A 23,646-nucleotide genomic window follows, 5' to 3' on the forward strand; every position below is an offset into this window, starting at 1 on the left:
AAAAACAATCATTCGATGCAGCCCTTTCTGCTGGCATAAAAAGCGTGGCCGAGGGCGGTGATACCCTGGCCACGCTCGTGTTCTATAACGGTGCGCGTCCTAACGGTCGGCGAGTGGCTTGTACTCCAGTGGCTCGATTACCGGACGGTATGCCGGGCGAATAATACGGTGTGCGCAGAAGAGCTCTTCCATGCGGTGTGCCGACCAGCCTGCCATGCGGGCCACGGCGAACATCGGCGTAAAGAGTGTCTCGGGTACGCCGAGCATCTTGTAGATAAAGCCCGTGTACAGGTCAATATTGGCGCAGATAGGCTTGGTCATGCCGTGGTCGCGCATGACCTGGGGCGCCAGGCGCTCGATGCGCTCGATCAACGCGAATTCCTCGCCCAGATCTTTCTTGGCGGCGAGCGAACGTGCGTAGTGGCGGCAGACCTCGGCACGCGGGTCGCTGAGCGTGTAGACGGCGTGCCCCATGCCGTAGATGAGCCCCGTGCCGTCAAAGGCCTGCTTGTCGAGAATCTTGCTCAGATATGCAGCGACCTCGTCATCGTCTTCCCAGTTGGAAACATGCGCGCGAATGTCCTCGTGCATGGATACGACCTTGGAGTTGGCACCGCCGTGACGCGGGCCCTTGAGCGAGCCGATAGCCGCGGCGTAGGCGGAATACGGGTCGGTGGCCGAAGACGACAGCACGCGGCAGGCGAAGGTGGAGTTGTTACCGCCGCCGTGCTCGGCGTGGAGCATGAGCATCACGTCGAGCAGCATGGCCTCGTCGCGGGTGAACGCCATGCCGCCGCGCAGGACCTGCAGAATGGTCTCGGCGGTGGAGAGACCGGGCGTGGGGTGCGGCACGTGCATCTCCGAACCGTGGCACTTTGCGATCGAAGCCATGTGCGCAAAAGCGGCGATGCGGGGCAGACGTGCCAGCATGGAAATGGCAACGTCGATCTCGTGCTCGGGTGTGATTACATCGGGCTCGGCATCGAAGGCATAGAGCAGCAACACGGCGCGCTGAAGCACGTTCATGATGCTCGAGGATACCGTGGTCATGGGGAACACGCGGACGTATTCGTCGCTCAGGTGCCTAAAAGCACCCAGGCGTTCGCAAAAACCGTCAAGCTCTTCCTTGGTGGGCAGAGAGCCCGTGATGAGCAGGTAGGCGACTTCTTCGTAGCCGTAGCGGTTCTCGGCCTGGGCATTGTTGACCAGATCTTCGATGCTGTAGCCACGAAGCGTGAGCTTACCCTGATCGGGCACAACCTTTCCGTCGACCTTGTTGTAGCCATGCACATCCGAGATGCGAGTGAGGCCCGCAACCACGCCCGAGCCATCTGCATTGCGCAGGCCGCGCTTGACATCGTGCTCGACAAACAGGTCCTCGTCATAAGGGTTGGTCGGCAGGCCGTAGTATAGATTTTCGCTTTCGGGCGAAATCTGGCGGCTTGCTTCGTAGTCCAAGACCAAGCGGCTCAGGTGGTCGTCGAAGCGGTAATAGATTTTCTTGGCGTCGTAGGCCATGTGCGCTCCTCTCCGGGCCATGTGGCGACGTTGCGCCTGGGCGCACGTTGGGCCGTCGTCACGCAGCCTGTTCGCTACAGGCGGTACATAAAGTTAAAGACGTCCTCGCGCTGGATGGACACGTTAACGCCCGAAAGCTCGCCGGCCTCGGCCAGGGCCTTCTGCAGCTCGGCGAAGTCGAGCTTGGACTCGGCGGTGTCGGCCAGCATGGTCATGGTGAAGATGTCCTCGATAATGGACTGCGTAATGTCGCGGATGTCGACATTGGCTTCGCCCAGGACGCGGGTGACGCCGGCGACAATGCCGGGGCGGTTCTTGCCAAGGACGGTGATGACGATACGGGAGGACGAGATCTCGGCCATGGGAAACCCTTTCGCGTGTTAGCGGCGCGCGGCGGCGCTCCGCTACGGTACAGTGTTCATCATTGTACCTGTCCCGTGCAAAAAGGGGCACCTTTGCTGTGGCGTTACACGTCTGCAACATGGAGCGCTTGTCTCGTAGGGTGTATTTTTGGCACCCTGGACAGCTCGGGCGGCTCTGTTGGCGCCGCGATCGGGCAGATTTGCCTGTGCGCTCCGGCGTAAAGACCGTGAACCTTTTGTGGGACGCTCGACGCCGTGGTAACATAGCCGAGTTTGTTGTCTTGGTCGGAAACCAAGACGCCTTATGCGCTGATCGGTAACCAGCGCCTGACCAATAAGGAGTCCTACCATGAAGCAGGGTATCCATCCCCAGTATGTCGAGTGCACGGTGACGTGCTCCTGCGGCAACACCTTCAAGACGCACGCTACCGTGTCCGAGATGAGGGTCGAGCTTTGCAACGAGTGCCACCCGTTCTACACCGGCCAGCAGAAGTTCGTCGACACCGGTGGACGCGTCCAGCGCTTCGCCGACAAGTTCGGTGGCGCCGCTGCCGCCCAGCTCAAGAAGGCCGAGGAGGCCAAGGCTGCCAAGGCCGCCAAGGCTGCTGAGGCCGAGGCCGCTCGCAAGGCCGCCGCTGAGGCTAAGGCTGCCGAGAAGGCCAAGCGTGCCGCTAAGTTTGCCGAGGAGGCTGCCAAGCAGGCCGCCGAGGCTCCCGCAGAGGCTCCCGTCGAGGAGGCCGCTGCCGAGGCCGAGACCACCGAGGCTGCTGAGTAAATAGCTCGCCGAGGAATCGCTCGCATTCATGGCAAAAGGGCCGTGCATCCAATTGGGTGCACGGCCCTTTTCTTATCGACGCAAAGTAGCACGTCCTCTTTGCACCGAACGGTGGGGATTTTTCGTTTGCCCAGATAAAACCTGCCAAAATAAACCTGTCCCTTTTTGGCAGGTAACCGATAGGAGGCTACGTGGACACATCGACGTCCTTGGGCAATCGCGAGCTCGCGGTGGCAAAGAAGCGTGCGCTCGATGCTGCCTATTTTAGGAAGGGTATCGCTGTCGCGGCGCTTTCGAGCTGTATGTATGCGCTGTACACGGCCTTTGTTACCGCCGGTCAGCTCTTTGGCGTTTGGGCCGGTTGGTTCGATGCATTTGCTCCCTCCGGCCTTTTGGCGGTATTCATCTTGCCCACAATCGCCTCGGGCGTCAATGACGTGCTGAGTGCCGTCTGGGCCACGTTTTTCACTGCCGGTCAGGGCAAACTCGCCGACCTAGGCCGCTGCATCGCCTCAAAGCCCGGCGTCATCGTTATCGCCGCCGCCTTCATTGGCGGGCCCATCGCTTCTGCCGCCTACGTTATCGCGCTTTCGCAGGCAGGCACGCTTGCCGTGCCCATCGCCGCGCTCAACCCCGCGATCGGTGCGGTGCTCGCCCGCGTGCTCTACCGACAGCCACTTAGCCCCCGTGTCGTCACCGGCATCGTTGTCTGCGTGGTCGCCGGCGCTATGATCGGTAGCGCCGGCCTGAGCGGGCAGGCATCTTCCGGCATGCCGCTTGGCTTGGGCCTGGCGCTGTTAGCCGCCCTGTGCTGGGGCGTCGAGGGATGCGTGGGCGGCCGCGCCACCTGCATGATCGATCCTCAGATCGCCATCAACATCCGTCAGCTTGTCTCGGGCGTCGGCAACCTGTGCTTGGTACTGCCGGCCCTAACCTTGGCATGCGGAGAGCCCCTTGGTCAGAGTTACGTCCTTGTCGCCCAAGCGCTCACCGACAAATCCTCCGTCGTGTTTTTCGCCTGCTCCGGTTTTGCCGCCTACTTTTCGTTTATGAGCTGGTATCGCGCCAACTCCATGTGCGGCACGGCGCTGGGCATGGCCATCAACGGCACCTATACCTTTACAGCGCCGCTGTTTACGTGGATTATCGTCGGCCTGGTCTTGGGCTTTGACGGCTACGCGCTTCCGTCCGTCGCATGGGTGGCGGCCGTCGTCAACCTCGTCGGCATTTGCCTGATCGCCGTGAATCCCCTCGACATGGTTAAAAAGGACGGTGATCGGGATGCTTCCGCTTAACTATGCCATGCTCGATTATTTTGTTTGCCATGACGAGGCTTGCGTCGACGATGTGATGGCCGATCTCGCGGCCGAGTACGCATCGTTTGCCGCCTTTGCAAGGCCGCGCATGCAGGAGGCGCTCATGACCGCGCACAAGAATGGCCTGATTGACGAGACGCGCTTTGATTTGAATGCCGAAGGCGAGCTTCGCGTCTACTATCGGGCGAGCGCCGAGCAGCGCAAAGTTATCGGCGCCTATCTGGGCCGTAGCCACTAAAATAAAACGTCCCTTTTTGGCAGGTCGGTCGTAGTTATTACGTGGGGGATGAGGTCGAGCGTATAGCGTGCGTCCCGTTTGGCTAAAGTACAACTATCTGTGTTTAACTCGCCCAGTGCGGTGCGCTACGGGCGATGGCCAAAAAAGGAAAACCACATGGGATTCATGTCAAAGCTGCTGTCCTTTGGATCCGATAAGGACCTTAAGCGCTACTACAAGATCGTTGACCAGATCAACGGGCTTGAGCCTCAGTTTGAGAAGATGACCGAGGAGGAGCTTCGCGGCCAGACCGACAAGTTCCGCGAGCGTTACGCTAACGGCGAGTCGCTTGACGACATGCTCCCCGAGGCCTTTGCCACCGTGCGCGAGGCTTCAAAGCGCATCACGGGCATGCGTCACTTTGACGTACAGCTCATCGGCGCCATGGCGCTGCACGAGGGTCATATCGCCGAGATGAAGACCGGCGAGGGCAAGACACTCGTCTCCACCCTGGCCGGCTATCTTAACGCCATCGCCGGCAAGGGCGTGCATGTCGTTACTGTCAACGACTACCTGGCAAAGCGCGACTCCGAGTGGATGGGCCGCATCTACAAGTATTTGGGCATGACCGTCGGCCTGCTGCAGAACAACATGCCGCTCGAGCTTAAGCGCCCGGCCTACCAGGCTGATGTCACCTACGGCACCAACTCCGAGTTTGGCTTTGACTACCTGCGCGACAACATGGTCACCCGCCCCGAGCAGCGCGTCCAGCGCGGCCACAGCTACGCCATCGTCGACGAGGTCGACTCCATCCTGATCGACGAGGCCAGGACCCCGCTGATCATCTCGGGCGCCGGCACCAAGTCGGCCAGCACCTACAAGGACTTCGCGCGCGCCGTGCGCGGTCTGGAGCGCGGCGAGGACGTGTCGCACGATATGCTCACCGCCACCGAGGATGTGGAGCCCACGGGCGACTACGTCATGGACGAGGCCAAGCACACCATTGCCGCCACCGAGCGCGGCCTCAAGAAGATCGAGCGCCGCCTGGGTATCGAGGACATCTACGCCGACCTTTCGGGCCAGCTGGTCAACCACCTGCAGCAGGCGTTGAAGGCCCAATACATGTTCCACCGCGACAAGCAGTACGTCGTTACCAACGGCGAGGTCAAGATTGTCGATGAGTTCACCGGCCGCATCATGGAGGGCCGTCGCTACTCCGAGGGCCTGCATCAGGCCATCGAGGCCAAAGAGGGCGTGCTCGTGCGCGAGGAAAACCAGACCCTTGCCACCATCACCCTGCAGAATTACTTCCGTCTGTATGACAAGCTCTCCGGCATGACCGGTACGGCGCTTACCGAGGATGCCGAGTTCCGCGAGATCTACAAGCTGCCCGTCGAGGTCATCCCCTCCAACAAGCCCGTGCAGCGTGTCGATCACGAGGACCTGGTCTACCGCACCATCCAGGCCAAGTACAACGCCGTTGCCGATGATGTCGAGCAACGTCACGCCAAGGGCCAGCCGGTCCTGGTCGGTACCGTCTCCATCGAGAGTTCCGAGAAGCTGTCGGCAGCCCTTACCAAGCGCGGCATCGCACACGAGGTCCTCAACGCAAAGCACCACGAGCGCGAGGCTCATATCGTTGCCCAGGCCGGTCGTTACGGCGCCGTGACCATCGCCACCAACATGGCCGGTCGTGGTACGGACATCTTGCTGGGCGGCAACCCCGACGAGCTGGTGCGCGAGCGCCTGGAGTACGAGGGCCTGACCATGGAGGACGTGACGCCCGAGCAGCTCGAGCAGTTTAACGCCGAGGCCAAGGAGACCTGCAAGGCCGAGCGCGAGCGCGTGCTTGCCGCCGGCGGCCTGACCGTCATCGGTACCGAGCGCCATGAGTCCCGTCGTATCGACAATCAGCTGCGTGGCCGTTCTGGCCGTCAGGGCGATCCGGGCGAGACCCAGTTCTACCTGTCGCTCGAGGACGATCTGATGCGCCTGTTCGGTGGCGACAAGATGGACCGCGTCTCCAAGATGATGGTCACGGCAGAAATGGGCGACGACATGCCCATCCAGCACAAGATCATCTCCAAGGCCGTCGAGAGCGCCCAGCACAAGGTCGAGAGCATCAACTTCTCCATGCGCAAGAGCGTTCTTGAGTACGACGACGTGATGAACAAGCAGCGCCAGGTTATCTACGCCGAGCGCAACAAGATTCTGGATGGTAAGGACCTGACCGACCACATCACCGAGGTCATGCACGACACCGTGTACCGCTGCGTGCAGGAGTTTTGCACTAAGGACAGCCACGACGGCGAGCGCGACCTCGATGGCCTGCGCAAGTGGGTCGTGGAGCTGACCGGCCATATCGATACGCCCAAGTTCCCCGACGAGGATTACGAGGCCCTTGCTGCCGATGTCCTAGCCTACGTCGAGAAGTGCTACAACATGAAGGCCGAGCGCTTGGGCGAGGACCTCATGCGCGAGCTCAATACTCAGGTTATGTTGCGCGTCATCGATACCCGCTGGATGAACTACCTGCAGGAGATGGACTACCTCAAGACCGGTATCGGCCTGCGCGGCTTTGGTCAGCGCGACCCGCTGGTCGAGTACAAGACTGAGGCCTATGGTGCCTTCCAGATGCTCGTTGACACCATGTACGAGGATTACCTGCGCACCGTCCTGCGCATCGAGATCAAGGCCGCCCCGCACGCTGTGGAGCGCAAGGAGGACCCCGCGCTCGAGGGTGCGCGCTTCTCCGGCCCCGCCGACGTCGATGGCGACAACGGCAACTCGGTCCTGCGCAAGGAGGCACGGGCACAGGCTCGCACGGCCGTCCAGGGCGGACCGGCAGCTGTCAACAACGGCGCTAAGGTGACCACCTACCGCAAGTCCGAGAGCGACGACCCGTATGTCAACGTGGGCCGCAACGAACCGTGCCCTTGCGGCAGCGGCAAGAAGTTCAAGCACTGCCACGGCAGGAATCGTTAATGGCCGAGGCTTTAGAAGTAACGCCCGCCGAGCTGGACGCGTTTGCGGACCGGCTCGGCGAGGTTGAGTCGTATCTCCATTTGGACGAGAAGCGCACCCACGTGACCGAGCTTGAGGCCAAGAGCGTCGCTCCCGGCTTTTGGGACGACGCCGATGCCGCTCGCGCCACGATGGAAGAGATTGCGCGCGCCAAGGAGGATATTGCCGCCGTGGATACCGCGCGCGGCGAGCTCTCCGATGCCCGCGCGGCGCTGGAACTTGCCGAGGAAATGGGCGATGACCCCGATGCCGCTGCACTGCGTGAGGAGGCTGCCGCCACGGCTGATCGTCTGGCGCGCGCCATCGACGAGCTCGAACTTTCGAGCTGGTTTACCGGCGAGTTCGATCACGGTGACGCGATTGTGACCATCAAGCCCGGACAGGGCGGCTTGGAGGCGCAGGACTGGACCTTCATGCTCTTTAAGATGTACATGAAGTACTGCCAGCGCCGCGGCTGGAAGGTCACCATCAACGATTGCCCCGCTGCCGAGGTCATTGGCATTGATCGCGCGACCTTTACCGTTGAGGGCAAGGATGCCTTCGGTATGCTTCGTGCCGAGGCCGGCGTTCACCGTTTGGTGCGCATTAGCCCCACCGATGACAAGAAGCGTCGACAGACTACGTTTGCCGGCGTCGAGGTCATTCCGGTGCTGCCCGACGATATCGATATCGAGATCAACCCCGACGATATCCGCGTCGACGTGTACCACGCAAGCGGCCCGGGCGGCCAGGGCGTCAACACCACCGACTCCGCCGTGCGCGTGACGCATTTTCCCAGCGGCATTGTAGTGACCTGCCAAAATGAGCGCAGCCAGATTCAGAACAAGGCCGCGTGTATGCAGATTCTCAAGGCCCGCCTGTACGAGATTGAGCTCGAGAAGCGCGCCGAGGCGCTCGACGAGATCCGCGGTCCCAAGACCACGATTGGCTTTGGCAACCAGATCCGCAGCTACGTGCTCTATCCGTATCAGATGGTCAAGGACCTGCGCTCGGGCGTGGAGACCAGCAACGTCGACGCCGTTCTCGACGATGGCGACTTGGATCCGTTTGTGATCGGCTACCATCGCTGGGCTACCGGCAATGCTGATGCGGAGTCTCCGTCCGCTTAAGCCCCGGGTGAGTCACGGACCGACACTAAACTCTGGACAGGCGGTTTTATATCCAGAGCAAACCCGCCGCGGGGTGGTTTTTCCTCGGCGAATCGGTAGAATCAAATACGGTAAGAAGTTCAAAGCGCACCCAATGGGGTGCGCTTTTTTGAGGGAGGTAGCATGGCATATCGTCTGGATATTAAGCGCATTCTTTCAATGAACTTCTTCCACGATCTACCCCAGATCATGCTTGGGTGCGCTTTGGCGGCCATCGCGACCGACCTGTTTTTGATTCCCAACGGTCTTGCCGCCGGTGGCGTTACGGGCCTTGCGACTATTATCCAGGCGGTCGGTGCCGCGCGGGGCGTGTCGCTGCCCGTCGGTATCCAAACCATCGTGATGAACGCCTTGCTGTTGCTGGTCGTAATGCGCGAGGGCGGCATGTTCTATGTGGTACAGACGGCGACAGGCTTTGTGCTACTGGGCTTCTTTACCGACCTGTTTGCCCCGTTTGTAGCGCCTCTGGCAGATGCAGACCTGATGCTTCCCGCTATGTGGGGCGGCATTATCACGGGCATTGGTTACGGCATGGTGTTACGCGCCGGCGCCAACACCGGCGGCTCCGACACCATCGGCCAGATTATCTCGCGTAATACCTCGCTGCCGGTGGGTTCGACCGTCATGGCGATCGATGTCGCCGTATGCGCGGCATCGGCCCCCGTCTTCTCTCTAGAGAACGCGCTGTATGCAGGGCTTTCGATGGTAATTAGCGGCTATGTGATCGACGCTGTGGTCGATGGCGGCAACAAGCGCCGTATGGTGCTCATCATCTCGGACAATTTCCCCGATATCGCGGCCGATATCATGTATGGCCTGGGTCGCGGCTGCACTAAATTTAAGGCGACCGGCATGTATTCGGGCGCGGAGAAGCCGGTGATTATGGTGATCGTTAGCCGCCGCGAGCTCAATACACTCAAGACCATCGTGCGCGAGCGCGATCCTCAAGCTATCGTGACGGTCGCCGACGTTACGGAAGCCTTCGGTGAGGGGTTCAAGGACATTAACGCGTAGGGCAGACTGCGCTCCATCCAAAAGACGTTCACATTGATAAACCGATTCATCAGCGGGTCTGCCAGCTAAATTATTCAAATAATGATAAAAACTCTGGTAAAGCCTTCAGTTTCCAGCATAATGAATGGCGCACGTGCATTGCGGCTGGGTTGGGATTACCTTCTGCGCCGTGCGCATCTTGTCTAAAGAGGATGAAAGGAAGGCACAATGAGCGACGAAGAGCTCAAAAAGGTTGCCAACGAGGTAAGGAAGGGCATCGTCACCGGCGTGCACGCTGCCAAGTCCGGCCATCCGGGCGGTTCGCTCGGCTCTGCCGACATCATGACTTATCTGTACTTTGAGGAAATGAATATCGACCCGGCCGATCCTCGCAAGGCCGACCGCGACCGCTTTGTGCTCTCCAAGGGCCATTGCGCTCCGGGTCTGTACGCCGTGCTCGCCGAGCGCGGATTCTTCCCCAAGGAGGACCTCGAGACGCTGCGCCATATCGGCAGCCACCTGCAGGGCCACCCCAACATGAACGACACCCCGGGCGTCGACATGTCCACCGGCTCGCTGGGCCAGGGCATCTCCGCCGCCGTGGGCATGGCCGTCGCCGCCAAGCACTGGGGCGATACTTACCGCACGTACGCCCTGCTGGGCGACGGCGAGAGCGAGGAGGGCCAGGTCTGGGAGGCCGCCATGTTTGCCGGCAATCAGCAGCTCGACAACCTCTGCGTGATCGTTGACCACAACGGTCTGCAGATTGACGGTCCCGTCGAGGAGGTCAACGATCCCATGCCGCTCGCCGACAAGTTCCGCGCCTTTAAGTTCCACGTGGTGGAGCTCGCCGACGGCAACGACTTCGGTCAGATTCGCGCCGCCTTTGCCGAGGCTCGCGCCACCAAGGGTCAGCCTACCGCCATTATCGCCGAGACCATGAAGGGCAAGGGCGTTTCCTTTATGGAGAACCAGGTTGGTTGGCACGGCAAGGCCCCCAACGATGAACAGTTTGAGCAGGCCATGGCAGAGCTCACGGCCGCCGGAGAGGAGCTCTAGGATGGCAGACGTCAAGAAAATCGCCACGCGTGTAAGCTACGGCGAGGCCCTCGTTGAGCTCGCTGCCGAGCACGACGACTTTGTGGTCCTCGACGCCGACCTGGCTGCCGCCACGCAGACCGGTAAGTTTAAGGCCGCCTGCCCCGACCGCTTCTTTGACGTGGGCATTGCCGAGAGCAACCTGATGGGTGTCGCCGCCGGTATCGCGACCACCGGTCGTACTGCCTTTGCGAGCACCTTTGCCATGTTTGCCGCCGGCCGCGCTTTTGAGCAGGTCCGTAACTCCATCGGCTATCCGCACCTCAACGTCAAGATCGGCGCCACGCACGCCGGTATTTCGGTGGGCGAGGACGGTGCCACGCACCAGTGCTGCGAGGATATCGCCCTTATGCGTGTTATCCCTGGCATGACCGTGATTGTCCCGGCCGACGACGTGGAGGCCCGCGCCGTGGTCCGCGCCGCCTACGAGTGCGACGGCCCCGTGTACATGCGCTTTGCCCGTTTGGCCTCGCCGGTCATCAACGACCCCGAGACCTACAAGTTCGAGCTGGGCCGCGGCATCGTCATGCGTGAGGGCGCCGATGTGACCATCATCGCCTGCGGCCTGATGGTTGGCGAGGCTCTCGAGGCTGCCGAGCAGCTCGCTGCCGAGGGCATCGACGCCGAGGTCATCAACATGCACACCATTAAGCCCATCGACGCCGATCTGATCGTCAAGAGCGCCGCCAAGACCGGCCACGTCGTGACCGTCGAGGAGCACTCCGTGATCGGCGGCCTGGGCAGCGCCGTTGCCGACGTGCTCTGCGAGCAGTGCCCGACGCCGCTCAAGAAGATTGGCGTCAACGATACCTTTGGCGAGTCCGGCCCGGGCGCCGAGCTCCTGCACAAGTACGGCCTGGATGCCGCCAACATCGTGGCAACCACCAAGGAGTTCTTGGCCTAGGGCAAGACGAGGCAAAGTATCGCTTTAGCAACCGTAAGCAAGCCAGAACAGGGGCGCCCCCAAAGAGGGCGCCCCTGTTTTTGTCGGTAACAAACAAATTAGGCCCGCACCAAGCAAGGGCTTCCTCAGGGAAGCGGGCCCAGGCCAGCAAAGTGCAACTCAGCCCTTCCAACTTTGTATATGCAGCACCCCAAGAAAAACGCGGCGACTCCTTAGTAGCCGCAGGCCGCGCACAGGGCTACCTCCCAAATCATTCCGCAGGACGGAGGAGTCCCCGCAGCGCGAAGCGCGCAGCGGGGACTCCGACATGTCCGAGGACGATTTGGGAGGTAGCCCTGTGCGCGGCCGGTGAGACCAAAACCCTGCCATGCTTCTTATGTGCAGCGAAGCTAATGCTGCTAAAATACAAAGCGCTCATGTAGTTTAAACGCACGATGATAAGGAGCACCAGTGGGTAACCACTTCCGTACCTCCGGTGCGGGCGATGAGGCCCCCAAGACACGGCAAGGTGTCCCGGGCACACGTTTCGCCACTCCGGATTCAGAGGGCCAGCATATTGCCCAGGCCCCCGCACAGCCGGCAGATCAGGCACGGCCGGCATCCGATCCCTTTGCCTACAATCCCACCAGCGATGTCGAGCTTTCCGCCGCTGCGGGCTTTGAGCCCGTCCAAAAGGTGACTGCTCGCGTGAACCAGCCTCAGACGTCAGCCGAGCCTCAGCCGACCATGGCGGGCATTCCCGATCCCATGGTTCCTGCTACGCCCGCGCCGCAGCCGGCGCAGTCCGGCCTCTTTGCCGGCATTCCCGATCCTACGCAGCCCGCTGCGCCCATGGTCGAGAATGATCAGGCTGCCGAGGTCGCAAGTCTTGACAATGCGCTCAACAACCCCGATTTTACGTCGGTGTTCGCGCCTATCGATCCGCAGGCAAGTCGCAAGAAGATGGCCAAGCAGGCCGGTGTCGAGCCCGTCATTCTGATGGAGCATGTCACCAAGATCTACCCGGCACAGCCCAACAAGCCCGCACTCGACGACATCAACATCGAGATCTATCCGGGTGAGTTCGTCTTCTTGGTCGGTCATTCCGGATCGGGTAAGACCACGCTGCTTTCCACGCTCAACCGTGATGTCAGGCCTACGAGCGGTCGCATTTTGGTCGCCGGTCAGGATCTCATGAAAATCAAGAACCGCAAGGTTCCCTTCCTGCGCCGCCAGATTGGCGCCGTGTTCCAGGACTTTAAGCTTTTGCCGCAAAAGACCGCCTATGAAAACGTGGCGTTTGCCCTGCAGTGCATAGGCAAGCCCAAGGGCGTCATTCGCAGCCAGGTGCCCGAGGTACTGCGTCTGGTCGGTTTGGCCGATCAGATGGACTCGCTGCCCGATCAGCTTTCCGGCGGCGAGCAACAGCGCGTGGCCGTCGCCCGCGCCATGGTCAACCGTCCGCCGCTGCTGATTTGCGACGAGCCAACGGGCAACCTCGACCCGGCAATTTCGCTCGGCATCATGAAGCTGCTCGAGCGCATTAACCGCACCGGCACGACCGTGATCGTGGCTACCCACGATCGCGAGATGGTCGATAGCATGCATCGTCGCGTGATCGCCCTCGAGGGCGGCCACGTAATCCGCGACCAGGAGAGGGGAGGTTACGGCAACTATGGCACCAACTAACGTGGGCTATTCGCTCAAAGAGGCAATGAGCCACTTCTTCCGTAACTGGACCACCTCGCTCGGCGCCGTCATCACGATTTTCCTTTCGCTGTTTATCATCGGCCTGTTCATCATGGGTTCCGCGATGCTGAACTCCGTGATCGGCACCGTTGAGGACCAGGTTGTTATCAACGCGTTTATTAGCGATGACGCCGACCAGGCCGACGTCCAGGCTTTCGAGAGTGAGCTCAAGACGTGGAACAATGTTAAGTCCGTGACCTATAAGGACAAGGACGACGCGCTGGCCGAGTACACGAGCAAGATGTCGGGTAACGCCGACGCCACTCTGAGCGCGCTTGACGGCCAGAATCCGCTGCCTGCTTCGTTCGCGATCGAGATGGACGATCCGTCCCAGGTCGAGAGCACGGCCAAGAAGCTCAAGAAGAACTCCGATTTCCAGAAGATCGCGGATGACGGTGACGTTGACGCGAGCGTTCTGTACGGTCAGGAGGAAGTGAGCCGCCTGTTCCAGGTGACGAACTACATCCGCATCGCTGCCGTTGTGCTTGTTGGTTTGCTGACGTTTATCGCGTTCATCTTTATCAACAACACGATTCGCCTGTCGATTACGGCTCGCCGCCGCGAGATTGCTATCATGCGCCTGGTGGGCGCCAGCAATGGCTTTATTCGCGGTCCGTTTATCACCGAGGGCGTGCTGCAGGCCGTTTTGGGCTCGCTGCTTTCCATCGGTGTTTTGGAGCTGCTTCGCAACCTGTTGGTTCCGCGTCTTCAGGAGAGCATTGGCTGGATGTCGTTTGCGCTGCCGATGCAATACTACCTGGTGACGTATGCCGCACTGATCCTGGTCGGCGTGATCATCGGTCTCTTTGGTTCCGCCATTGCCATGCGTCGCTACCTGCGCGTGTAGACACAGCTGGAATTAGTTTTGCTAACGGGCCGTCCCGCTCTGGGGCGGCCCGTTTTTTGATCCCGTGCGACGGAGGAAAAGGGCTCACCGGCAGTTCGGCTTGTTTCGATAATTCGATTTTCTCCGTCACATAGGGATCATGACGCGAGGTGCGTGCCCTGTTATTGATTGGGTAGACTCTTTGATGCGTGCGGTTTAGGCCTGCACGGTGTTTTGACATGATGCGGTTGCGCCTGCGGGCCCCGCAACAGATAGTAAGGAGGCGCCATGGGGCGCAATAACAAACATAAGCGTAGCGCTCGCAACAAGCGCGCGCTGGTGCGCAGCGAGCGGCGTCCCAGCCTGACGGGCCGCGTGCAGCTCCATGAGCACAGCGCCTATGTTGTCACCGATAATGGCGACTATAAGGTTATGGGTCGCGGCAAGCGCGAGATTATGGACGGCGACATCGTGGCCGTGAGCATTAAGACCGGACCGCGCGGCGATCGCCGTGCCGTGATCGAGGGCGTTGTCGAGCGCGCGGCCATAAGCGTGGTGGGCACGTATCAGACGGCAGGCCCCCTCGGTGTGATCGAGCCGCTTGATTCGCGTCTCAAGGCCGATTTCTTTATTTTGCCCGAGGATACTTCGGCGGAGCGTTTGGGCGTGCATCCGGGCGATGCAGTCGTCGCACGCATTTTGAGCTATCCGACACGCTTGGAATCGGGCACCGTGACTCTTGAGCGCCGCATTGGCGGCGACGATGCACCCGACTTGGGCGTTCAATATGTCATGGCTCGTTACGGCTATACCGATAGTTATCCCGAGACCGCCCTTGCCGAGGCCGAGGAGCTATCGCTCGACGTGGCGACAGCTCTTAAGGACCCACTTCGCCGTGATCTGCGCGACCGTTTTATCATCACGATTGATCCGGTCGACGCGCGCGACTTTGACGACGCCATCTCTTTGGAGCGCACGACGCAGGGCGGCTACAAGCTGGGTGTCCATATCGCCGATGTATCGCATTATGTGGCCTGGGATGGACACATCGACCTAGAGGCTCGCCATCGCACGACGTCGGTGTACCTTGCCGATCGCGTGCTCCCCATGTTGCCCGAGCGCCTGTCGAATGACCTGTGTTCCTTGCGCCCCGACGAGGATCGCCTGGCGTTTACCGTCGACATCGAGCTCGATGCGCAGGGGCACGTCCGCCACTACGATCCGTATCCCAGCGTGATTCGCTCGCGCGTGCGCATGGACTATGACGGTGCCGAGGCATTGCTGGTGCGTGCCGGTGCGGTGGAGTACTCCGTGTTGGAAGGTGCCGCCGAGGATGTTGCTGCAGCCGAGGCGTCGCGCGAGGAGGCGCTTGAGCGCGGTTTGACTTGCGAAGAGACTGCCCGCGACTACGACGTGGATCTGAGCGATTTTCTAGTCGCTGCCAACGAGCTTGCCGAGCGACGCCGTCGCATTCGCCGTGCGCGCGGCTCGGTCGACTTTGACACGGCGGAGATTCGCGCTTTGCTGGACGAGGACGGCATTCCCGTGCAGATCGTGGCCCGCGAGCGCTCGTGTGCCACGTCGCTCATCGAGGAAGCTATGCTGCTTGCCAACGAGTGCGTTGCCGAGTGGCTGGCAGACCGCGATATTGAGGCATGCTATCGCGTGCATGAGGATCCCAGCCCCGACAGCTTGCACGGGGCCGCTGTGGCGCTGGCGCAGCTGGGTATCATCGACGATCGCCGCGCGGCCGGCATTGCCCTGGGAAGTCCCGATGAGCTGCAGGCGGCGGTTGACGCTGCCGCTGGCACGGCAAATGCCCCGCTTGTCAACACGTTGCTATTGCGCAGCATGCAGCGCGCGCTGTACAAGCCGCGCAACGAGGGCCACTTTGCGCTCGCCGCGCCGTGCTACTGCCACTTTACGAGCCCTATCCGACGCTATCCGGACCTTGTTGTCCATCGCGTGCTCAAATTGCAACTGGTGTATGAGCAGCTGGGCGGCAAGGATGCCTTGGCGCGCACGCCGCGGCTGATCGGCAAGGGTCGCGAGTCGCTGCCGCGCATCTTGCCGCAGATTTGCCGTGCATGCAGCGATGCCGAGCGTGCGGCCGACGCCGCCAGCCATGCGACGCAAAAGATCAAGATCGCCCAGTATTACGAGGATCGTCTGGGCGAGCGCTATGCCGGAACCATTTCGTGGGTCAGCAGCATGGGCCTCTTTGTGCGCCTCGACCTGACACAGGTCGAGGGCTTGGTCTCGATTAAGAGCTTGGGAAGCGAGTGGTTCGAGTTTGACGAGGACGCGCTCACGTTGACGGGTGCCGACACGGGGCGCCGTTTTGAGTTGGGGCAACGCGTGATCATCGAGGTCTCGCGCGTCAACACGACCCGCGGGCACTTGGATTTCAGGCTTATTCATTAGCCGGAATTTGGTGATTGATAGAGAACGGGGCGGTCTTTTGGGGCTGCCTTTTTCGTGGCGGTTCAATCGTCTTGCCGCTCGCGCGCTTGCGTCTTCCGCCTGCTATAGGGGAGATAAAACCTACCAAAATAAACCTGTCCCTTTTTGGGAGGTTTACGAGAGAGCGGGGATGAGATGACAACGGTGTACGGGTATGCGCGGGTGAGCTCGCGTGATCAAAATCTGAATCGGCAGCTGGATGCGCTGGGCGCCTATGGCGTGGAACCGGCGAATATCTTTGCCGACCATGCGAGTGGCAAGGACTTCGATCGACCGCGGTATCGCGAGCTGCTGTGCGCGTTGGATTCCGGCGATGTGCTGGTGGTACTTTCCATTGATCGGCTGGGCCGTAACTACAGCGAGATCCTCGAGGAATGGCGGTGCATAACCAAAGAGCTCGGCGCCGCCATCGTGGTGCTGGACATGCCATTGCTCGACACGCGCGCCAGAGACTGTGGTGGGTCGGACGTGACGAGTACGTTGATTGCCGATATTGTTTTGCAGCTGCTGAGCTATGTGGCGCAGGTGGAGCGCGAGAACATCCACCGGCGCCAAGCCGAGGGCATTGCGGCGGCGCGAGCGCGCGGCGTGCGCTTTGGCCGGCCCCGCAAGCCCTGTCCCCCGCAATTCGAGCTGGTACGCGATGCCTACGAGGCGGGTGATATCACGCGGAGTCAGGCGGCAAAGCGGCTAGGCGTGTGCGTGGGGACGTTCGATCGCTGGATGCGCGAGATGGAGTAGGGGCGCCACGGTCCTTTGGCGCCCCGATTCGAACATTTTGGATTTCGCTACGGCGACAACTGCATTTGGGGGTACACTCGCTGCTGCTCAAAAAATGACGGAGGTTAGCCCTTAGCGCGTGTGAAGCACATGGTCGGATGGATTTCGATTGTCCTGCTGGTCGTGACGCTGGCAAGTATTTGGATGCTGACGGAGCAAAACGTGGAGCAGACGTCGTCGCTCAGCGAGTCCACCGCGCGCGCGGTGGAAGGACGGGCCGCGGACGTGCGGCCCGACGCCACGCAGGAGTTCCAGGCGGGGGATGCCGTCGAGGGCACGGATTCAACGACTGCCACTGTTCATCCCGACCCGCTTGCGCCCGTTCGTCTGTGGATGGGTGCCAACATTCGTCGCGTCGCACATACCGTTGAGTTCTTCTTTGTAGGACTGTTTGCTTCGGCGACAGTGGCATGCCTGGGCGAGTGCCTGCCATGCGCGCGATTCCGGTACGTACTCGCTCTGCTCTTTTGCGCCGTCTGCTCTGTCGGTGACCAAGTGCACAAGATCTTTGTTCCTGGTCGTCATTTCGACATGATCGACCTGGGCTTCGATGCCGCGGGTTACGTTGTCGCCATGCTGTTGGTGCTGTTGGCGGCCGCGCTGGCTCGGTGCGCGTCCTGTCCCATTGGCGCCCATGCGAGGCGCTAACCTCAAGATGGAAAATCGCGACCGCCTGTACGTCGGCGCTGGTTACAATATCGGCATCGGTCGCAGATGGCCATCGATGCGCTGTTTGCCAGACACTTGTCTTTTCTAAGAAGGGAATCCCCATGGCAGTGCTGTTTGTTGAATACCCCAAATGCTCGACGTGTAAAAAGGCCAAGGCCTGGTTGGACGAGCATGGGGTTGAGTACGTCGATCGCGATATTGTTACAGACAATCCTTCGGCTGAGGAACTTGCGACCTGGATTGCTCGTTCGGGGCTGCCGGTGCGACGCTTCTTTAACTCGTCGGGCATGAAATATCGAGAGCTTGGTCTGAAAGCGCGCCTGGATGCGGGTATGACGGACCAGGAATGCTGCGAGCTGCTGGCGACTGACGGCATGCTGGTTAAGCGCCCGCTGCTGGTGGGCGACGACTTTGCGATCCCCGGCTTTAGGGAAGCGGCTTGGACCGAGGCGTTGCTGTAGCGGCTTCGGAAAGTGCGTCCCATTTTGAGTGCTGATTCTGGGATGTGCTTTCCGGTTGAGGGCTCTATCGGAAATGACATCCCGTTTCGAGCGCTGATTCTGGGACACGGTTTCCGGTTGAGGGCTCGACGGGAAAGTGGGGACCAGTTTGAGCTTGAAATCTGGGATGCGCTTTCTGCCGGCGGGCCTACTCCAGGGCGGGCCTGCCCCAGTCAGTCCTTCAGCTGCGCCCATTCGTGTGGGTCGTAGATCTTTACGTGCTTGTCGGGCGTGTCGCTCCAGTACTCTTCGTCCATAAAGGGCAGGTATGCCTGAGTGCCGGGGCAGATAAACGGAATTCGTTGCCGCTGCAGGCGCTCGCGCTGCCGCCGCTCCAGGTTCGTCTCGGATATGACGGTCGGCATGCCGGACAGCTCGACGAGGCTTGCCTGGATGCGCTTGAGGTCGGGGAGCGCCGCATGCCATGACGTCCGCATGATCAAAAGATACTTCGATTGTGTTGCCTGGTGCTATCGTTTTCGCGTTAGTATCTGCCAACGGTTGACGGCTACCGCTCGCGGCGTTTTGCCCTTCGTGCACAGCGGTCGGCTTCACAGGTCCTTCACGGGCTGGACGAAATTAGGCCAATTTGACCGAATTTTAAAAAAGTCAAAATTAAGACTTGCGTCATCGCGATGCTTCCCGTATATTTCTTTCTTGCGCAAAGGCACAGCCGAGCGCAGCGATGCAGTCATTGGGATGTCGTCTAATGGCAGGACAGCGGATTCTGGTTCCGTCAATGGGGGTTCGACTCCCTCCATCCCAGCCATTGCATTTGCTACATATGGCCCGTTCGTCTAGCGGTTTAGGACGCCGCCCTCTCAAGGCGGAGATCACCAGTTCGAATCTGGTACGGGCTACCACAAATTGAATGCCCGGGCCTCGCAAGAGACCCGGGTTTTGTGTATACACCGCATGTGTGGAATGAGCCGCGTTTCACCTGGACCGAGGAGTTGCCATGGACCTGCCCATCAGCCTACAAGACATTACGTATGCCGAGAATTACCTGGCGCAGGGAGACCTGGCCACGGCGACGCCGCTGCTGGAGCGTTTGGTGGAGCTCGCCGAGGAGTATATCGATGCCGAGTGCAAAACGGAGGAGAACCGCCAGTACTTTAGCTTCGATAGCAAGTTTGAGCGCCTGGCCTACCGCCGCGTGGAAAAGGATCCACGCGAGCTGGTGCAGGTCGAGGTGCCGTTTGATCGCCTGTACTCCGACATGGCGTTTGCCTACATCCGTCAGCAGGATTATGTGAGCGCCCGCAATGCCTTGATGCAGGCCGTGCGCTGGGACCCCATGAACTGCAACTACCGACTGGATCTGGCCGAGCTGTTCCGTGCGCTCGAGGACAAGCAGGAGTGGGCTTCGCTTTCGTTTTCGGTGCTGGAGCGTGCGAGTGACGGCAGGTGCGCCGCCCGCGCCTACGCCAACTTGGGCCAGTACTTTTTGGAGCCCGAGACCGAGAACGTCTCGGCGGCCGTGGGTTGCGCACGTCTGGCGCTGCGCTTGGCCCCTGGCGATTCACATACGACGCGCTTGCTCAGCAAGATCCATGCCACCTATCCGGATGCCGCCGACGAGAGTGATGAGCATGTGATGGGCGAGCTGGCGTTGCAGGGCGTACCGACCTCGCCTTCGGCCGAGATTGCCATTTGTCTGATTATGTGTGCGACCGATGCTGCGGGTGACGGTGACAAGCAGGAGGCTACACGCCTGACGGTCCGTGCCCGCGACCTGGTGGGCGAGGAGGCATGCGCGGCGATCATTAAGCTGGTGCGCGAAAGCGATGCCGAGCTCAACGCCGAGCGCAAGGCCAAACGCGAGGCCGCGAGCGGGAAAGCCGATGACGCCGAGGAGGCCGGCGATGCCCAGTAAGCGCGAGCGCAAGCTCATCTCCAAGAATCGTTCGGCGCATCACGAATACTTTATCGACGAGACATTCGAATGCGGCATTGAGCTGAGCGGTACCGAGGTCAAGTCGATTCGCGAGCGCGCCTGTCAGATTACCGATACTTTTGCGCTGATTCGCGGCGGCGAGTGCTGGCTGGTGGGTTTGCACATCCATCCCTATAGTCACGGTGGCGTGTGGAACCGTGATCCCGATCGCCGGCGCCGTCTGCTGCTGCATCGCAAGGAGATTGATTTTCTTGACGGCAAACTACGCAACCGCGGCTATGCACTGGTGCCGCTCGAGCTCTACTTTAATACCGATGGTCGCGTTAAGCTGCTGTTGGGCCTGGGCCGTGGCAAAAAGCTCTACGACAAACGCGAGGACATGGCCAAACGTGACGTTCAGCGCGAAATCGATCGCGCGCTTAAGGAGCGTAATCGCTAAGGGTTGATATCCGGGCGGGCGGGGATGTTCATCCATCACTGTTGTCGTACTCCCGGTCTGCTCCTCGCAAGTTGCGGTGGAATAGTTCCTGTTTGTTGGGTATCCAGGCTTAAACAGGGACTTTTTCACCGCAACTGCGTGTGGCTCATTTTTCTTACCGTTCTGACACATATGTCTCATTGTGGGTATATACGTCTGCAAGGCTCAATTCCGAGTTAGGGGAGTGATCGTTTTGGATAAAACTGCGTTCTTTACGATGCCGTGCGGGCTGTATGTGGTGAGTGCCGCGGCAGATGGGTCGCGCGCCGGCTGCATTATCAACACCGCGGTGCAGGTGACGTCCACGCCGCCGCGCATTTCGGTTGCCGTGAACAAGGAAAATGTCACGTCTGGCGTTATCTCGTCTGCCAAGGCCTTTGCGCTGACCGTGATCGATCAGACGGCCGATATGCCCTACATTGGTAACTTTGGATTCCGTACCAGCAGCAACTATGACAAATTTGCCAAGTACGAGACGCGCGAGACCGCACTGGGCATGCCCTATGTTCCCGAGCATGCGGCGGCCTTGTTTAGCTGCCGTTTGATCGACACAGTGGATGTGGGCACGCATCTACTGTTTATCGGCGAGGTCGAGGATGCCGAGCGCCTGAGCGACGAGACGCCGCTCACCTACGATTACTACCATAAGGTCCTGAAGGGCAAGACGCCGCCCAAGGCGTCTTCGTACCAAGGGTAGAAATGCGGTAAAACCGCTTGTATTATATTATTAAGAATATATACTAATTAAGCAAAGTACACCAGCAGCCACGTTCGAGAGGAGAACATCATGGCCGAGGAAAAGAAGACGTACAAGTTCGTGTGCACCGTTTGCGGTTACGAGGTAGAGGTCGACACGCCCGAACTGCCCGAGGATTACGTGTGCCCGGTGTGTGGCGTCGGTCCCGATCAGTTTGAGCTCGTCGAGGAGTAGCTCGTAGACACACGACTTGCAGCAACATATAGCTCTGTCCAAGGGCCCCGGTCGGATATCCCGGCCGGGGCCCTTTTCCTCCGTCCCCAAGGGATCACGGCTGCTATTAGCCGATCCTGTCTGTTGTGAGTCCGGCCGACCTTTTGTCTTAACCTGCAACATCTAACGGCTCAAAACGGGTCTTCCTGTTACAGAACGAGACAAACCAAAACCATCATTCTCAAAATCTCAATCTATAACATTTAGGCACGTAAAACCCCTCTACTTGTTACAGATCGAGACAAAAGGTTGGGGCTGAAGAAATATCTCGATCTGTAACATCTGGGCGCGGAAATTGGGTCCACTTGTTACAGATCGAGACAAACTGAAACTATCTCTCAGAAAATCTCAATCTGTAACATCTAAGGGCTCAAAACGGCCTCACGTGTTACAGATTGAGACGTTATATCTGGACAGTCACGCCATCCCATTACATCCCCGTTAGCAGCACGATGTCGAGAATCGTCACGATGACACCGATCCCTACGAGCAACGCGTTGAGCGGGCGCGAGTTGGCGTATTTGCCCATGACGCGGGGCGAGCTGGTGAGTCGTATGAGCACAAAGACCGTAATCGGCAGCTGAAGCGACAACAGTGCCTGACTCCAAATGAGACCCTCAAAAGGATTCGGGACGATCAGGCACGCCGCCACTGCGCCGACGAAACAGGCCGCCACTCCGATCGAGGAATGTCGGTCGTGGATGTCGTATTCCTCGTCGAATATGCCCGCGGTGATGGTGCCCGCCGCCATGCCCGCCGTCACGCTACTCGATATGCCCGCAAACAGCAGTGCCACCGCAAAGATGGTCGAGCTTGCCGGGCCCAGAATGGGGGAGAGCGTGGCCGCTGCGACGGCGAGGTCGTCTACGACAATGCCGTGCGCAAAGAAGGTCGTTGCGGCCAGGATGACCATGGCCGAGTTGATTGCCCAGCCCACACCCATCGAAAAGAGCGTGTCGAAGAGCTCGTAGTGCAGGCGTTCTTCGATAACCTGCTCGCCTTGGCCTTCGAAGTGCATGGATTGGATGACCTCGGAGTGCAGGAAGAGGTTGTGGGGCATAACGACCGCGCCTAGGACACTTACGATAATCGCGACTGAGCCGGTGGGCATACTGGGTGTGATCCAGCTTGTGGCGGCTTGCGGCCAGTCGACCCTGACCAGCAGAAGCTCGGCTAAAAACGAAAGTCCCACCACGCCCACGAAGGCGATGATCCAGCGTTCGGCGCGTTTGTAGGAGCTTGTCATGAGCATGACAATCGATGCCGCCGCCACGATGATGCAGCCGGCACGTACGGGCAGGCCAAAGAGCATTTGAAGTGCGATCGCACCGCCCAGGACTTCGGCCATGGCGGTGGCGACCGTGGCTAGATACGCGCTGCCGAGTATCGCACGCCCGACGAGGCGGGGCAGGTGGCGCGTCGTGGCCTCGGCAAGACACATGCCCGTGGCGATGCCCAAGTGAGCCGCGTTGTGTTGCAGCACGATGAGCATGATCGTGGACAGCGTGACGATCCACAGCAGCGCGTAGCCAAACTGCGAGCCGGCAGCCATATTGGAGGCCCAATTGCCCGGGTCGATAAAGCCGACGGTCACGAGCAGCCCGGGGCCGATATGCCGTGCGATGTCGAGTCCGCCGTGGCCGCCGGTGCGCGGGGAGCCAAAGTGATGTTTGAGATGGTCGATCATGGTGCACTCCTGCGTGCCGTTTGTTTGACGCCGCAAAGGATACCCGTTTTAGGCTCAAAATTTGACCATGACTAACAAAATTGTTGTATTTGAATAGGGTGGTAAAAGGGGGTTGCCGAAATGTCTTGATCTGTAACAACTAGGGATGGAAATTGGGCCTAGGTGTTACAGATCGAGACAGGACGAAATGGTCCTATGGAAAATCTCGATCCGTAACAGCTGACCGCCAAAACCGACCCCTCGTGTTACAGATTGAGACATTCGTAACCGTCTCTCGAGAACATCTCAATCTG

22 protein-coding genes and 2 tRNA genes are annotated in these 23,646 nt (G+C 60.0%); 20 read left to right on the forward strand and 4 right to left on the reverse strand.

Features of this window, described 5'->3' with window-relative positions; all coding sequences use genetic code 11:
• Positions 1-99 precede the first annotated feature (99 nt).
• Both ACQQ92_RS02560 and ACQQ92_RS02565 read right to left on the reverse strand, forming a co-directional pair.
• On the reverse strand, positions 100-1,518 hold the full coding sequence (locus tag ACQQ92_RS02560; protein ID WP_427717729.1) for a citrate synthase: 1,419 nt from the start codon (positions 1,516-1,518) through the stop codon (positions 100-102).
• Positions 1,519-1,592: 74 nt separating this feature from the next.
• Entirely contained in the window at positions 1,593-1,880 is a 288-nt protein-coding gene (locus tag ACQQ92_RS02565; protein WP_006235289.1) for an ACT domain-containing protein, read from the reverse strand.
• Between the two features lie 349 nt (positions 1,881-2,229).
• Between ACQQ92_RS02565 and rpmE the strand changes: the two genes are divergently transcribed.
• The 14 genes from rpmE to ACQQ92_RS02635 all read left to right on the forward strand — a co-directional run bounded on the left by rpmE (position 2,230) and on the right by ACQQ92_RS02635 (position 18,282).
• Positions 2,230-2,655, forward strand: a complete 426-nt coding sequence (gene rpmE / locus ACQQ92_RS02570; RefSeq protein ID WP_154516018.1) for a 50S ribosomal protein L31 — start codon at positions 2,230-2,232, stop codon at positions 2,653-2,655.
• A gap of 191 nt (positions 2,656-2,846) precedes the next feature.
• Positions 2,847-3,950: a hypothetical protein gene (locus ACQQ92_RS02575; protein ID WP_427717732.1), complete on the forward strand. Its 1,104-nt coding sequence runs from the start codon at positions 2,847-2,849 to the stop codon at positions 3,948-3,950.
• Positions 3,937-4,209 (forward strand): hypothetical protein, encoded by a 273-nt coding sequence (locus ACQQ92_RS02580; protein ID WP_427717734.1) that lies wholly within the window; start codon positions 3,937-3,939, stop codon positions 4,207-4,209. Before ACQQ92_RS02575 ends, ACQQ92_RS02580 begins: the two co-directional genes overlap by 14 nt.
• Before the next feature lie 156 nt (positions 4,210-4,365).
• Positions 4,366-7,173, forward strand: a complete 2,808-nt coding sequence (gene secA, locus ACQQ92_RS02585; protein WP_427794656.1) for a preprotein translocase subunit SecA — start codon at positions 4,366-4,368, stop codon at positions 7,171-7,173.
• Positions 7,173-8,321 (forward strand): peptide chain release factor 2, encoded by a 1,149-nt coding sequence (gene prfB, locus ACQQ92_RS02590; protein ID WP_154516009.1) that lies wholly within the window; start codon positions 7,173-7,175, stop codon positions 8,319-8,321. Before secA ends, prfB begins: the two co-directional genes overlap by 1 nt.
• Before the next feature lie 162 nt (positions 8,322-8,483).
• The gene (locus ACQQ92_RS02595) at positions 8,484-9,374 is read left to right on the forward strand and encodes a YitT family protein (protein WP_427727413.1); all 891 of its coding nucleotides are present in this window, start codon (positions 8,484-8,486) and stop codon (positions 9,372-9,374) included.
• A gap of 207 nt (positions 9,375-9,581) precedes the next feature.
• On the forward strand, positions 9,582-10,412 hold the full coding sequence (locus tag ACQQ92_RS02600; protein ID WP_427795701.1) for a transketolase: 831 nt from the start codon (positions 9,582-9,584) through the stop codon (positions 10,410-10,412).
• A 1-nt stretch (position 10,413) separates the two neighbouring features.
• On the forward strand, positions 10,414-11,355 hold the full coding sequence (locus ACQQ92_RS02605) for a transketolase family protein (protein ID WP_427793358.1): 942 nt from the start codon (positions 10,414-10,416) through the stop codon (positions 11,353-11,355).
• 450 nt (positions 11,356-11,805) lie between these two features.
• Complete coding sequence (gene ftsE / locus ACQQ92_RS02610; protein WP_370450584.1) at positions 11,806-13,023, forward strand: cell division ATP-binding protein FtsE; 1,218 nt, start codon at positions 11,806-11,808, stop codon at positions 13,021-13,023.
• Complete coding sequence (ftsX, locus tag ACQQ92_RS02615; RefSeq protein WP_154515997.1) at positions 13,010-13,930, forward strand: permease-like cell division protein FtsX; 921 nt, start codon at positions 13,010-13,012, stop codon at positions 13,928-13,930. The genes ftsE and ftsX overlap by 14 nt, the downstream gene beginning before the upstream one ends.
• Positions 13,931-14,197: 267 nt before the next feature.
• The gene (locus tag ACQQ92_RS02620; protein ID WP_427795702.1) at positions 14,198-16,333 is read left to right on the forward strand and encodes a ribonuclease R family protein; all 2,136 of its coding nucleotides are present in this window, start codon (positions 14,198-14,200) and stop codon (positions 16,331-16,333) included.
• 174 nt (positions 16,334-16,507) lie between these two features.
• Complete coding sequence (locus ACQQ92_RS02625) at positions 16,508-17,113, forward strand: recombinase family protein (protein WP_427717749.1); 606 nt, start codon at positions 16,508-16,510, stop codon at positions 17,111-17,113.
• Positions 17,114-17,242: 129 nt separating this feature from the next.
• On the forward strand, positions 17,243-17,800 hold the full coding sequence (locus tag ACQQ92_RS02630) for a VanZ family protein (protein ID WP_427795703.1): 558 nt from the start codon (positions 17,243-17,245) through the stop codon (positions 17,798-17,800).
• 116 nt (positions 17,801-17,916) lie between these two features.
• Positions 17,917-18,282, forward strand: a complete 366-nt coding sequence (locus tag ACQQ92_RS02635; protein ID WP_427717859.1) for an arsenate reductase family protein — start codon at positions 17,917-17,919, stop codon at positions 18,280-18,282.
• A 212-nt stretch (positions 18,283-18,494) separates the two neighbouring features.
• On the opposite strand, the gene ACQQ92_RS02640 is transcribed toward ACQQ92_RS02635, so the two are convergent.
• A complete protein-coding gene (locus tag ACQQ92_RS02640; protein ID WP_427795704.1) occupies positions 18,495-18,758 on the reverse strand; it encodes a hypothetical protein in 264 nt (87 codons plus the stop codon).
• Positions 18,759-19,016: 258 nt separating this feature from the next.
• On the opposite strand from ACQQ92_RS02640, the gene ACQQ92_RS02645 reads away from it, so the two are divergent.
• From ACQQ92_RS02645 to ACQQ92_RS02670, 6 genes are all read left to right on the forward strand, one after another.
• Positions 19,017-19,090, forward strand: a tRNA-Gln gene (locus ACQQ92_RS02645).
• 17 nt (positions 19,091-19,107) lie between these two features.
• Positions 19,108-19,184 (forward strand) — tRNA-Glu (locus tag ACQQ92_RS02650).
• A gap of 95 nt (positions 19,185-19,279) precedes the next feature.
• Entirely contained in the window at positions 19,280-20,197 is a 918-nt protein-coding gene (locus tag ACQQ92_RS02655; RefSeq protein WP_427727424.1) for a hypothetical protein, read from the forward strand.
• Positions 20,187-20,657 (forward strand): SsrA-binding protein SmpB, encoded by a 471-nt coding sequence (smpB, locus tag ACQQ92_RS02660; protein ID WP_006235325.1) that lies wholly within the window; start codon positions 20,187-20,189, stop codon positions 20,655-20,657. The genes ACQQ92_RS02655 and smpB overlap by 11 nt, the downstream gene beginning before the upstream one ends.
• A 232-nt stretch (positions 20,658-20,889) precedes the next feature.
• Complete coding sequence (locus ACQQ92_RS02665) at positions 20,890-21,393, forward strand: flavin reductase family protein (RefSeq protein WP_427717758.1); 504 nt, start codon at positions 20,890-20,892, stop codon at positions 21,391-21,393.
• A 90-nt stretch (positions 21,394-21,483) separates the two neighbouring features.
• Complete coding sequence (locus ACQQ92_RS02670; protein WP_035137395.1) at positions 21,484-21,627, forward strand: rubredoxin-like domain-containing protein; 144 nt, start codon at positions 21,484-21,486, stop codon at positions 21,625-21,627.
• A 469-nt stretch (positions 21,628-22,096) separates the two neighbouring features.
• Here the strand turns inward: ACQQ92_RS02670 and ACQQ92_RS02675 are convergent, their stop codons facing one another.
• On the reverse strand, positions 22,097-23,353 hold the full coding sequence (locus ACQQ92_RS02675; protein ID WP_427795705.1) for an Nramp family divalent metal transporter: 1,257 nt from the start codon (positions 23,351-23,353) through the stop codon (positions 22,097-22,099).
• Between the last annotated feature and the right edge of the window lie 293 nt (positions 23,354-23,646).

The organism is Collinsella sp. SGI.241 (genome assembly GCF_050312955.1).
Lineage (GTDB): Bacteria > Actinomycetota > Coriobacteriia > Coriobacteriales > Coriobacteriaceae > Collinsella.

Excerpts from the sequence above, each read along its gene's own strand:
- ACQQ92_RS02560 (WP_427717729.1), bottom strand. The coding sequence starts at position 1,518 with ATGGCCTACGACGCCAAGAAAATCTATTACCGCTTCGACGACCACCTG.
- ACQQ92_RS02565 (WP_006235289.1), bottom strand. The coding sequence starts at position 1,880 with ATGGCCGAGATCTCGTCCTCCCGTATCGTCATCACCGTCCTTGGCAAG.
- rpmE (WP_154516018.1), top strand. The coding sequence starts at position 2,230 with ATGAAGCAGGGTATCCATCCCCAGTATGTCGAGTGCACGGTGACGTGC.
- ACQQ92_RS02580 (WP_427717734.1), top strand. The coding sequence starts at position 3,937 with ATGCTTCCGCTTAACTATGCCATGCTCGATTATTTTGTTTGCCATGAC.
- secA (WP_427794656.1), top strand. The coding sequence starts at position 4,366 with ATGGGATTCATGTCAAAGCTGCTGTCCTTTGGATCCGATAAGGACCTT.
- prfB (WP_154516009.1), top strand. The coding sequence starts at position 7,173 with ATGGCCGAGGCTTTAGAAGTAACGCCCGCCGAGCTGGACGCGTTTGCG.
- ACQQ92_RS02595 (WP_427727413.1), top strand. The coding sequence starts at position 8,484 with ATGGCATATCGTCTGGATATTAAGCGCATTCTTTCAATGAACTTCTTC.
- ACQQ92_RS02600 (WP_427795701.1), top strand. The coding sequence starts at position 9,582 with ATGAGCGACGAAGAGCTCAAAAAGGTTGCCAACGAGGTAAGGAAGGGC.
- ACQQ92_RS02605 (WP_427793358.1), top strand. The coding sequence starts at position 10,414 with ATGGCAGACGTCAAGAAAATCGCCACGCGTGTAAGCTACGGCGAGGCC.
- ftsX (WP_154515997.1), top strand. The coding sequence starts at position 13,010 with ATGGCACCAACTAACGTGGGCTATTCGCTCAAAGAGGCAATGAGCCAC.
- ACQQ92_RS02620 (WP_427795702.1), top strand. The coding sequence starts at position 14,198 with ATGGGGCGCAATAACAAACATAAGCGTAGCGCTCGCAACAAGCGCGCG.
- ACQQ92_RS02625 (WP_427717749.1), top strand. The coding sequence starts at position 16,508 with ATGACAACGGTGTACGGGTATGCGCGGGTGAGCTCGCGTGATCAAAAT.
- ACQQ92_RS02630 (WP_427795703.1), top strand. The coding sequence starts at position 17,243 with ATGGTCGGATGGATTTCGATTGTCCTGCTGGTCGTGACGCTGGCAAGT.
- ACQQ92_RS02640 (WP_427795704.1), bottom strand. The coding sequence starts at position 18,758 with ATGCGGACGTCATGGCATGCGGCGCTCCCCGACCTCAAGCGCATCCAG.
- ACQQ92_RS02655 (WP_427727424.1), top strand. The coding sequence starts at position 19,280 with ATGGACCTGCCCATCAGCCTACAAGACATTACGTATGCCGAGAATTAC.
- smpB (WP_006235325.1), top strand. The coding sequence starts at position 20,187 with ATGCCCAGTAAGCGCGAGCGCAAGCTCATCTCCAAGAATCGTTCGGCG.
- ACQQ92_RS02670 (WP_035137395.1), top strand. The coding sequence starts at position 21,484 with ATGGCCGAGGAAAAGAAGACGTACAAGTTCGTGTGCACCGTTTGCGGT.
- ACQQ92_RS02675 (WP_427795705.1), bottom strand. The coding sequence starts at position 23,353 with ATGATCGACCATCTCAAACATCACTTTGGCTCCCCGCGCACCGGCGGC.